This window comes from Streptomyces sp. NPDC107521, from assembly GCF_055598485.1.
On sequence record NZ_JBVKAT010000035.1, the window covers coordinates 19511 to 31001 of the forward strand.

The window sequence follows — 11491 nt, forward strand, 5'->3', positions numbered from 1 at the left end:
GCACCCCGTCCGCGGGGTGCCCCCGGTCCCGCGCGCCCGCACCACCCTCCGGCGTTCCGACCGCGCGCCCGCCCCCGACGACCGGCGGCGGGCGCGCGGTCCGCCGGCACCACCAGAGCAAGGAGCTTTCGATGCGCATCGCAGTCGCGGGAGGCGGGCCCGGAGGGCTGTTCCTCGCCACCCTGATCCGCCGGGCGGACCCCTCGGCCGAGGTCACCGTCTTCGAACGCAACCGCGCCGACGACACCTTCGGCTTCGGCGTCGTGTTCTCCGACCGCACCCTGGCCGGCATCCACGAGGCCGACCCCGTCCTGCGCCGGGCGCTGGACGAACACGGCCGCCACTGGGACGAGATCGAGGTCCGCCTCAAGGGCGAGCGGATCCGCTGCGAAGGCAACGGCATGGCCGCCGTCGCGCGGCGCACCCTGCTCCTGCTGATGCAGGACCGCGCCCGGGACGTCGGCGTCGACCTGCGCTTCTCCACCGAGGTCGGCCTCGACGACCTGACCGGCTACGACCTCGTCGTCGCCGCCGACGGCACCGGCTCGGCCCTCCGCGAGCAACTGGCCCCCGCCCTGGGCGCCGAGGTGGAGACCGCCGCCGCCAAGTTCATCTGGTTCGGCACCGACCACCTCTTCGACGGGCTCACCTTCATCCACGAACGCGGCCCCGACGGCGTGTTCGCCGTGCACGGCTACCCGGTCTCCGACAGCGTCTCGACGTTCATCGTGGAGACCGACGAGGAGTCCTGGCGGCGCGCCGGACTCGACGCGTTCGACGTGACCCGGCCGCCCGGCCCCAGCGACACCCGCTCCCGCGACTACCTGGAGAAGCTGTTCGCGGACCACATCGACGGCGGACGCCTGCTCACCAACAACTCCCGGTGGGGCAGCTTCCGCACCCGCCGGACCCGCCACTGGCACACCCTGGAGCCCCGCCCCGTCGTCCTGCTCGGCGACGCCGTGCACACCGCGCACTTCTCCGTGGGCTCCGGCACCAAGATGGCCATGGAGGACGCCATCGCCCTCGCCGACGCCCTCACCGCCCACCCCGGCGACCTCCCCGCCGCCCTGGCCGCCTACGAGCGGGCCGCCCAGCCCTCCGTCCGCCGCATCCAGGACTCCGCCCGCCCCAGCCTGTCCTGGTGGGAGCACTTCGGCCGCTACCACGACACCTTCGCCCCCTGGCAGTTCGCCTACCACTTCCTCTCCCGCAGCATCACCGACGCCCGGCTCGCCCGCCGCGCCCCCGGCTTCGTCGGCGCCAGCCACCTCGGCTGGGCCCGGACCCACGGCGCCGCCCCCCTGGACACGCCCTTCGAGAGCGCCCACTGGTCCGCCCCCGGACGTCTGGTCCCCCTCGTCACCCGCGCCGACGGCACCCCCGCCGCCGTCCGCGGCACCGGCGAACTCGCCCTGTCCGAGACCCCGTCGGCCGGACCCTGGGGCGCCCTGGTGGCCGCCCCCGACAGCGAGGCCGGCCTGCCCGCCGTCCACGCCCGGCTCGCCGCGCTCGGCGGACCCGGCGGCCCCGACCTCGTCGCCGTGCACGGCGGCACCCCGCTGACCCGCGTCCTGGTCTGCGAACAGGCCCGGATGGCGGAGGGGCTGCCCGCCCTGCTGATCGACCCCGGGGCCGACCGCGACCTCGCCCTGACCGCGGTGCTCTCCGGCCGCGCCGACCTCGTGGCGGTGCCCGCGTGAACGCCCCCGCCCGTCCCCTCGACCCGCTGTTCGCACCGCGCGGCATCGCCGTCGTCGGCGCCTCGCGCAGCCCCGGCAAGCTCGGCGCCGCCATGGCCCGCTCGCTGGCCCCGTTCGCCGCCGCCGGGGGCCACCTGGCCCTCGTCAACGACCGCGACGCCACCATGTACGGCACGGTCCGGGAGGCCGCCGCCGACGGACCCGTCGACCTCGCGGTGCTCTGCGTCCCGGCCGCCGCCTGCCCCGGCGTCCTCGCCGAGGCCGCCGACGCCGGCGCGCGCGCCGCCGTGATCTGCGGCGGCGGCTTCGCCGAGACCGGACCGGAGGGCGCCGCGCTCCAGGACCGGCTCGCCGCGACCGCGGCCGCCACCGGCATCCGCCTCCTCGGCCCCAACACCAGCGGCTTCCTCGCCCCCCACGCCGGGGTGACCGCCAGCTTCGTCCCCGGCGCCGGGGACGTCGAACCCGGCCGGATCGCCGTCGTCGCGGCCAGCGGCGGCGTCAACCACGCCCTGGCCTTCCTGCTGGCCGAGGCCGGGCACGGGCTCAGCCTCGCCGTCGGCCTCGGCAACGGCGCCGGCGTCACCGCGCCCGACGTCCTCGACCACCTCGCCGCCGACCCGGCCACCGCCGCCGTCGCGCTCCACCTCGAATCCGTCGCCGACGGCCCCCGGCTGGTCGACGCCGTCCGCCGCGCCACCGCCCGCCTGCCGGTCGTCGCCCTCGTCGTCGGCCGCCACGACATCGGCGCCTTCGCCGCCTCCCACACCGGGGCGCTCGCCACCTCCTGGCGCACCACCCGGGCCGCCCTCGCCCAGGCCGGGGCCGTCCTCGTCGACGACGAACGCGAACTCGCCGACGCCGTCGGCGCCCTCGCGGTCACCCGCGCCCGCCCGCACCGCGACCCGGGCGTCGGCGTCGTCACCGCCCAGGCGGGCCCCGGCCTGCTGCTCCTGGACGACCTGCGCGGACGCCGCGCCCGCGTCCCCGAGCTGACCGGCGCCACCCGCGACACCCTCGGCGGTCTGCTGCCCCCGCTGACCTACCAGAGCAACCCCGTCGACACGGGCCGCCCCGGCCCCGCGCTCGGCCGCGTTCTCGCCGCCGTCGGCGCCGACCCCGGCGTCGACGTGATCGCCGCCTACGCCCTGCACGAGCCCGGCGCGGTGGACCTCGTCGCCGCCGCCGCGGCGGGCGCCACCGACGGCGTCCCCCTCGTCCTGGGCCTCGGCGGCACCGGCGAGGAGGTCATCCGCGTCCGGCGGGCGCTGCGGGACGCCGGCGTCGCCGTGGCCGCCGACCCGCGCGGCACGGCCGCCGCCGCGGGCGCCCTGCTCGCCGACGCCCGCGCCCGGGTCCCCGCCGGACCGTCACCGGACCGCGCCGAGGTCCCCGCCGGTGTCACCGGCCCCCTCGACGAGCACGGGGCGAAGGAACTCCTCGGCCGGCTCGGCATCGCCACCATGCCCCGCCGCGCCTGCGCCGACCGGGCCGAGGCGCACGCCGCGCTCACCGCCCTGGGCGGACCCGTGGCCGTCAAGCTCCTCGACGCCCGGGTCCTGCACAAGACCGAGATCGGCGGAGTCCACCTGGACGTCGCCACCCCCGCGGCCCTCGACGCCGCGCTGGACGCCCTCGACGCCGCCGGGGCCCGGCGCTACCTCGTCGAGGCGATGGCCCCCGCCGGGGTCGACCTCGTCGTCGGGGCCCGCCGCGACCCCGTCTTCGGACCGGTGGTGCTCCTCGGGCTGGGCGGCACCACCGCCGAGGCGCTGGCCGACGTCGCCGTCCGGCTCGCCCCGCTCACCCCCGCCGAGGCCGCCGCCATGCCCGCCGAACTGGCCGGACACGCCCTCCTCGACGGCTGGCGCGGCGGCCCCGTCCTGGACCGCCGCGCCCTCGGCCGGACCGTCGCCGCCCTCGGCGACCTGCTCGCCACCGGCCCCGGTCTCGACGAGATTGAGGTCAACCCCCTGCGACTGACCGCGCGCGGACTGGTCGCACTCGACGCCGTCGTCATCACCAGGGAGGCCGACGATGCCCACGCCGATCGCTGAGAACACCGTGCCCTGGCCCGCGCCGGAGGCGGCCCGCTACCGCGCCGAGGGGTACTGGGCCGGGGTGCCGCTCGGCACGCTGCTGCGCCGCGCCGCCGACCGGTCGCCCGGCGCCGAGGCCCTCGTGGACGCCGGGGCGCCGCACGGCACCCGGACCCGCCTCACCCACGGCGAACTGGCCGACCGGGCCGACGCCGCCGCCGTCCGCCTGCTGGACCTCGGCCTCGCCCCCGGGGACCGGATCGTCGTCCAGCTCGGCAACGGCTGGGAGTTCGTCGTCCTCACCCTGGCCTGCCTGCGCGCCGGGATCGTGCCCGTGATGGCGCTGCCCGCCCACCGGCGCACCGAACTGCGCCACCTGGCCGTCCACGCCGAGGCCGTCGCCATCGCCGTGCCCGACCGGATCCGGGACTTCGACCACCAGCGCCTCGGCCACCAGCTCGCGGACGAGGTCCGGGCCGCGACCGGCGCCGGCTGGCACGTGCTGGTCGCGGGCGACGACCTCGCCCCCGGCAGCGTCGACCTGCGGGCCCTGTGCGCCCCGGCCACCGACCCGAAGGGCGACCGCGCCCGGCTGGACGCCCACGCCCCGGCCCCCGGGGACGTCGCCGTCTTCCTGCTCTCCGGCGGCACCACCGGACTGCCCAAGCTGATCGCCCGCACCCACGACGACTACGCCTACAACGCCCGCGCCAGCGCGGAGGTCGCCGCGGTCGGCGCGGACACCGTCTACCTGGTCGGCCTGCCCGCCGCCCACAACTTCCCGCTCGCCTGCCCCGGCATCCTCGGCACCCTGCTGGCCGGGGGACGCGTCGTCACCCTGCCCTCGCCGGAGCCCGCGCGGGCCTTCGAGGTGATCGCGGCCGAGGGCGTCACCCACACCGCCGTGGTCCCCGCCGTCGTGGCCCGGTGGCTGGAGCACGCCGCGGAGCACGGGGCCGGGCCGCTGGCCGGGCTGCGGGTGCTCCAGGCCGGCGGCGCCCGCCTCGCGGACGAACTCGCCCGCCGGGTGAGGCCGGTGCTCGGCGCCACCCTCCAGCAGGTGTTCGGCATGGCGGAGGGCCTGCTGAACTACACCCGGCTGGACGATCCCGACGACGTGGTGTGCACCACCCAGGGCCGCCCGCTCAGCCCCGCCGACGAGGTGCGGCTGGTCGACGAGGACGACCGGGACGTCCCCGACGGCACCCCCGGACTGCTCCTCACCCGGGGCCCCTACACCCCGCGCGGCTACTACCGGGCCGCCGGGCAGAACGCCGGGTCCTTCACCGCCGACGGCTGGTACCGCTCGGGCGACATCTGCCGCCGCACCCCCGGGGGCGACCTCGTCGTGGAGGGCCGCGACAAGGACATGATCAACCGGGGCGGCGAGAAGATCTCCGCGGAGGAGGTCGAGAACCTCGTCTACCAGCGGGTCCCCGGCGTCAGCCAGGCCGCCGCCGTCGCCATGCCGGACCCGGTGCTCGGGGAGCGGGTCTGCCTCTACGTCGTCCCGCGCCCCGGCGCCACGGTCACCCTGGACGAGGTCCGCGCCCTGCTGGAGCGCGCCGACATCGCCCGGTTCAAGCTCCCCGAGCACCTGGTGACCGTCGCCGAGCTGACCTGGACCAAGGTCGGCAAGATCGACAAGAAGGCGCTGCGGGCGGACATCGCGGCCCGGCTCGCCGAGGGCGCGGCACCCTGAGCACCGGCCGTGCCGCGCCCGGCCGCGGCACGGCCCGCCGGGCCGCGCCCACCCGCTGGTTCCACCCGTTCTCCGGTCCCGCCCACCCTCCGGTTCCGCCCGCCTTCGGGGAGTGCCCGCCGCTCCATCACGGCGGCCCTCACCCCGCAGGGCCGCCCGGCCCCGCCGCTCGCCCGGCCCTGCCCGGGACCGTCCCGCAGGGCCGGGCCGTGCCCGTCCGTGCTCGGCCGAACGGCGGTGTCCGGGGTGGTGGGGGCGTGGCGGGAGGGGTACACACGATCGGGAAGCACCGACCAGTACCTCCCCTTCCATGCCGATACGCGGCGAGGTGACCCTCATGTCCGCCACCACCACCCCCTCCTCCCGGCCCGCCGTCACCGAGCACGAGGCCCGCCGGGTGGCGGAGGCCGCCCGGGAACGGGACTGGCACCGGCCCAGCTTCGCCAAGGAGCTGTTCCTCGGCCGTTTCCGCCTCGACCTGCTGCACCCCCATCCCCTCCCCGCCGAGGAGGACGCCCGGCGCGGCGAGTCCTTCCTCGCCGCCCTGCGCGACTTCTGCGAGACGCGGATCGACGGCGCCGTCATCGAACGCGACGCCCGCATCCCCGACGAGGTGGTCACCGGGCTCAAGGAGCTGGGCGCCCTCGGCATGAAGATCGACCGCGAGTACGGCGGCCTCGGTCTCACCCAGCTCCACTACAACAAGGCCCTCGCCCTGGTCGGCTCGGTCAGCCCGGCCGTCGGCGCGCTGCTCTCCGCCCACCAGTCCATCGGCGTCCCGCAGCCGCTGAAGATGTTCGGCACCCAGGAGCAGAAGGACGCCTTCCTGCCGCGCTGCGCCCGCACCGACATCTCGGCCTTCCTGCTCACCGAACCCGACGTCGGCTCCGACCCGGCCCGCCTGGCGACCGCCGCCGTGCCCGACGGCGACGACTACGTCCTGGACGGCGTGAAGCTCTGGACCACCAACGGCGTCGTCGCCGACCTCCTGGTCGTCATGGCCCGGGTCCCCGAGTCGCCCGGCCACCCCGGCGGCATCACCGCCTTCGTCGTCGAGGCCGCCTCCGAGGGCGTCACCGTCGAGCACCGCAACGCCTTCATGGGCCTGCGCGGCCTGGAGAACGGCGTCACCCGCCTGCACCGGGTCCGGGTCCCCGCCGCGCACCGCATCGGCCCCGAGGGCGCGGGGCTGAAGATCGCCCTCACCACCCTGAACACCGGCCGCCTCTCGCTGCCCGCCCTGTGCGCCGGCGCCGGCAAGTGGTGCCTGAAGATCGCCCGCGAGTGGTCGGCGGCGCGCGAGCAGTGGGGCAGGCCCGTCGGGCTGCACGAGGCGGTCGGCTCGAAGATCGCCTTCATCGCGGCGACCACCTTCGCCCTGGAGGCCGTCCTCGACCTCTCCTCCCAGATGGCCGACGACAACCGCAACGACATCCGCATCGAGGCGGCCCTCGCCAAGCTCTACGGCTCCGAGATGGCCTGGCTGATGGCCGACCACCTGGTCCAGATCCGCGGCGGACGCGGCTACGAGACCGCCGCCTCCCTGGCCGCCCGCGGCGAACGCGCCGTCCCCGCCGAGCAGTTGCTGCGCGACCTGCGGATCAACCGGATCTTCGAGGGCTCCACCGAGATCATGCACCTGCTGATCGCGCGCGAGGCCGTCGACGCCCACCTCGCCGTCGCCGGGGACCTCATCGACCCCGGCACCCCCCTGTCCGGCAAGGCACGGGCCGGGGCCAGGGCGGGCGCCTTCTACGCCAGATGGCTGCCCGGCCTGGTCGCGGGCCCCGGCCAGCTTCCCGGCTCCTACGCCGAGTTCGACCCTCCCGGTCACCCCGGACTGGCCCGGCACCTGCGGTACGCCGAGCGCACCGCCCGCAGGCTCGCCCGCGCCACCTTCTACGCCATGTCCCGCTGGCAGGGCCGGATGGAGACCAAGCAGGGCTTCCTCGGCCGGATCGTCGACATCGGCGCCGAACTCTTCGCCATGAGCGCCGCCTGCGTCCGGGCCGAGCGGATGCGCGCCGAGGGCGACCACGGCCGCGAGGCATACCAGCTCGCCGACGCCTTCTGCCGCCAGTCCCGGCTGCGGATCGAGGAACTCTTCGGCCGCCTCCGCCACAACACCGACGACCTCGACCGCACCGTCGTCCGGGGTGTCCTCGGCGGCGTCTACACCTGGCTGGAGGAGGGCATCGTCGACCCCTCCGGCGACGGCCCCTGGATCGCGGACACCACCCCCGGCCCCACCGCCCGGCCCAACCTCCACCGCCCGATCAGGTGACAGCCGTCACGGTGCCGGCCCCGGGGCGGACCGGCGCCCCGCGCCCGGACCGGCACCCCGGCCCACCCCGGCCCGCGCCCGCCCGGCCCCGCCCCGGAGGGCACCCGGCGACGCGGGTCCCGGGAGATTGACGCCCCCGTCCCCGCGGACCGGTGGGTACGGCAACAATGGGGGGATGAGCGACAGTCCAGCACCCCTCGCCGACCCGCACCTCCTCTACGCCCCCGTGGCGGGAGACGGACCGAAGGACGTGGTGATCCTCGGCTCCACCGGTTCGATCGGTACGCAGGCCATCGACCTCGTGCTGCGCAACCCGGACCGCTTCCGCGTCACCGGCCTGTCCGCCAACGGCGGCCGGGTCGCCCTGCTGGCCGAGCAGGCCCACCGGCTGCGGGTGCCGGTCGTCGCCGTGGCCCGCGAGGACGCCGTCCCCGCGCTGCGGGAGGCCCTCGCCGCGCGCTACGGCGCGGGGGAGCGGCGGCCCGAGATCCTCTCCGGGCCCGACGCGGCCACCCTGCTCGCCGCCTCCGCCTGCCACACCGTGCTCAACGGCATCACCGGCTCCATCGGGCTCGCCCCGACCCTCGCCGCCCTGGAGGCGGGCCGCACCCTCGCGCTCGCCAACAAGGAATCGCTCATCGTGGGCGGCCCGCTGGTCAAGGCACTCGCCAAGCCCGGACAGATCATCCCGGTCGACTCCGAGCACGCGGCCCTCTTCCAGGCCCTCGCCGCGGGCACCCGCGCCGATGTGCGCAGACTCGTCGTCACCGCCTCCGGCGGCCCCTTCCGGGGGCGCACCCGGGAGCAGCTCGCCGGGGTCACCGTCGAGGACGCCCTCGCCCACCCCACCTGGGCGATGGGGCCGGTCATCACCATCAACTCGGCGACCCTCGTCAACAAGGGCCTGGAGGTGATCGAGGCCCACCTCCTCTACGACATCCCCTTCGACCGCATCGAGGTCGTCGTGCACCCCCAGTCCTACGTCCACTCCATGGTGGAGTTCACCGACGGCTCGACCCTGGCCCAGGCCACGCCCCCCGACATGCGCGGCCCCATCGCCATCGGTCTCGGCTGGCCCGAGCGGGTCCCCGACGCCGCCCCCGCCTTCGACTGGAGCAAGGCGTCCACCTGGGAGTTCTTCCCGCTCGACGAGGAGGCCTTCCCGGCGGTCGGCCTGGCCCGGCGGGTCGGGCGGCTCGCGGGCACCGCCCCGGCGGTGTTCAACGCCGCCAACGAGGAGTGCGTGGAGGCGTTCCGCTCCGGCGCGCTGCCGTACCTGGGGATCATCGAGACCGTCACCCGGGTCGTCGACGAACACGGCACCCCCGCCGCGGGAACTCCGCTCACCGTCGCGGACGTCCTCGAAGCGGAGACCTGGGCGCGCGTCCGGGCCCGGGAACTTGCGGCACAGACGGCGGAGGCCCGTGCATGACGATCCTGATGTTCATCCTCGGCATCGTGCTCTTCGCGGTGGGCCTGCTGTTCTCCATCGCCTGGCACGAGCTGGGGCACCTGTCCACGGCCAAGATGTTCGGCATCCGCGTGCCGCAGTACATGGTGGGGTTCGGGCCGACGGTCTTCTCCCGCAGGAAGGGCGAGACCGAGTACGGCGTCAAGGCCATCCCGTTCGGCGGCTACATCCGCATGATCGGCATGTTCCCGCCCGGGGCCGACGGCCGCCTGGAGGCCCGCTCCACCTCGCCCTGGCGCGGCATGATCGAGGACGCCCGCTCGGCCGCCTACGAGGAACTGCGGCCCGGTGACGAGAAGCGCCTCTTCTACACGCGCAAGCCGTGGAAGCGCGTCATCGTGATGTTCGCCGGCCCCTTCATGAACCTCGTCCTCGCGGTGGCGCTGTTCCTCACCGTCCTGATGGGCTTCGGCATCTCCCAGCAGACGACCACCGTCGGCTCCGTCTCCAAGTGCGTGATCGCGCAGAGCGAGAACCGCGACAAGTGCGAGGGCGGCGACAAGCCCTCCCCGGCCGCGGCGGCCGGGCTGCGGGCGGGCGACCGGATCGTCTCCTTCGACGGGGTGCCCACCGCCTCCTGGGACCGGCTCTCCGACCTGATCCGGGCCAACCCCGGCGCCGAGGTGCCGATCGTCGTCGAGCGCGACGGCCGGGAGGTCACCCTCCACGCGACCATCGCCACCAACCAGGTCGCCAAGAAGGACTCCCAGGGCCGGATCGTCGAGGACCAGTACGTCACCGCCGGGTTCTTCGGCTTCAGCTCGGCCACCGGCGTGGTGAAGCAGGACTTCGGCGAGTCCGTGACGTGGATGGGCGACCGGCTCGGCGACGCCGTCGACTCCCTCGCCGCCCTGCCCGGCAAGGTTCCCGCCCTGTGGGACGCCGCCTTCGGGGACGGCCCCCGCGAACCCGACTCCCCGATGGGCGTCGTCGGCGCCGCCCGGGTCGGCGGCGAGATCGCCACCCTCGACATACCGGCCACCCAGCAGCTCGCCATGTTCGTGATGCTGGTCGCGGGCTTCAACCTCTCCCTGTTCCTGTTCAACATGCTCCCGCTGCTGCCGCTGGACGGCGGCCACATCGCGGGCGCCCTCTGGGAGTCGCTGCGCCGGGGCGCGGCCAGGGTGCTGCGCCGCCCGGACCCGGGCCCGTTCGACGTGGCGAAGCTGATGCCGGTGGCCTATGTGGTGGCGGGCGTCTTCGTCTGCTTCACCCTGCTGGTGCTGGTGGCCGACGTGGTCAACCCGGTGCGCATCAGCTAGGGCCTCTCGTTTGGATCATGCCGGGCTCGCGGGGTCCGGTGCCGTGCATCGGAAGACGGAGGAGGGAGTCAGGGCGGAGCCCTGGCGACCGACGACGACGCGGCGAGGCGCGGTGCCAGGGCCCGCTCCCTGATCCGGCCCGATCCGAACGAAAGACCCCGGGCCCTCTCGTGGCGCGGGCACCGGGTCCCTCCGGCGCCCGCGCCGAGGGCCGGGCCCGGCCGCCGTCCGGGTCCGGAAACCGGACACCGCGCCCCGGTGCCGGGGGCGGCGCCGACGGCGGGCCGATCATCCGACGAGAAGCCCAATCCGGGATCATGTCCCCCCGGGGCGGCCCCCACTCCCCTTTCCCCGCAGGTCGACGCCAACGTGTGGACCAGTCGTGCACTGTGTGCCCGCCGTTCGGTTCCGTGCCGTAATCTCGAATGCCGGAGCCCGCCGCTGAACGAGGGCCGGACCTTGATCCACGACTTGGGGTTGCACAGCAGATGACTGCGATTTCTCTCGGCATGCCGTCCGTTCCGATCAAGCTGGCCGAGCGCCGCAGGACCCGGCAGATTCAGGTCGGGTCGGTGGCGGTGGGTGGTGACGCGCCGGTGTCGGTGCAGTCGATGACGACGACGCGGACGTCGGACGTGGGTGCGACGTTGCAGCAGATCGCGGAGCTGACGGCGTCGGGGTGCGAGATCGTGCGGGTGGCGTGTCCGACGCAGGACGACGCGGACGCGTTGGCGGTGATCGCGCGGAAGTCGCAGATCCCGGTGATCGCGGACATTCACTTCCAGCCGAAGTACGTGTTCGCGGCGATCGACGCGGGGTGTGCGGCGGTGCGGGTGAACCCGGGGAACATCAAGAAGTTCGACGACCAGGTGAAGGAGATCGCGCGGGCGGCGTCGGACCGGGGGACGCCGATCCGGATCGGGGTGAACGCGGGATCGCTGGACGCGCGGCTGCTGGCGAAGTACGGGCGGGCGACGCCGGAGGCGCTGGTGGAGTCGGCGTTGTGGGAGGCGTCGCTGTTCGAGGAGCA

Annotated in this window: 7 protein-coding genes; all 7 read left to right on the forward strand. The window is 75.4% G+C overall.

Annotated features, from left to right (window positions below):
* Positions 1 to 131 precede the first annotated feature (131 nt).
* On the forward strand, positions 132 to 1703 hold the full coding sequence (locus ACZ7LB_RS31285) for an FAD-dependent monooxygenase (RefSeq protein ID WP_471472982.1): 1572 nt from the start codon (positions 132 to 134) through the stop codon (positions 1701 to 1703).
* Positions 1700 to 3760, forward strand: coding sequence for an acetate--CoA ligase family protein (locus tag ACZ7LB_RS31290; RefSeq protein ID WP_471472984.1), 2061 nt, complete (start codon positions 1700 to 1702; stop codon positions 3758 to 3760). The genes ACZ7LB_RS31285 and ACZ7LB_RS31290 overlap by 4 nt, the downstream gene beginning before the upstream one ends.
* On the forward strand, positions 3741 to 5444 hold the full coding sequence (locus ACZ7LB_RS31295; RefSeq protein WP_471472986.1) for a (2,3-dihydroxybenzoyl)adenylate synthase: 1704 nt from the start codon (positions 3741 to 3743) through the stop codon (positions 5442 to 5444). Before ACZ7LB_RS31290 ends, ACZ7LB_RS31295 begins: the two co-directional genes overlap by 20 nt.
* 337 nt (positions 5445 to 5781) lie before the next feature.
* Positions 5782 to 7728 (forward strand): acyl-CoA dehydrogenase family protein, encoded by a 1947-nt coding sequence (locus tag ACZ7LB_RS31300; RefSeq protein WP_471472988.1) that lies wholly within the window; start codon positions 5782 to 5784, stop codon positions 7726 to 7728.
* A gap of 175 nt (positions 7729 to 7903) precedes the next feature.
* Positions 7904 to 9160: a 1-deoxy-D-xylulose-5-phosphate reductoisomerase gene (dxr, locus tag ACZ7LB_RS31305; RefSeq protein ID WP_471472990.1), complete on the forward strand. Its 1257-nt coding sequence runs from the start codon at positions 7904 to 7906 to the stop codon at positions 9158 to 9160.
* Between the two features lie 8 nt (positions 9161 to 9168).
* Entirely contained in the window at positions 9169 to 10461 is a 1293-nt protein-coding gene (locus ACZ7LB_RS31310) for a M50 family metallopeptidase (protein ID WP_471472996.1), read from the forward strand.
* A 488-nt stretch (positions 10462 to 10949) separates the two neighbouring features.
* On the forward strand, positions 10950 to 11491 hold a 542-nt coding region (locus ACZ7LB_RS31315), incomplete at its 3' end, for a flavodoxin-dependent (E)-4-hydroxy-3-methylbut-2-enyl-diphosphate synthase (RefSeq protein WP_471472992.1).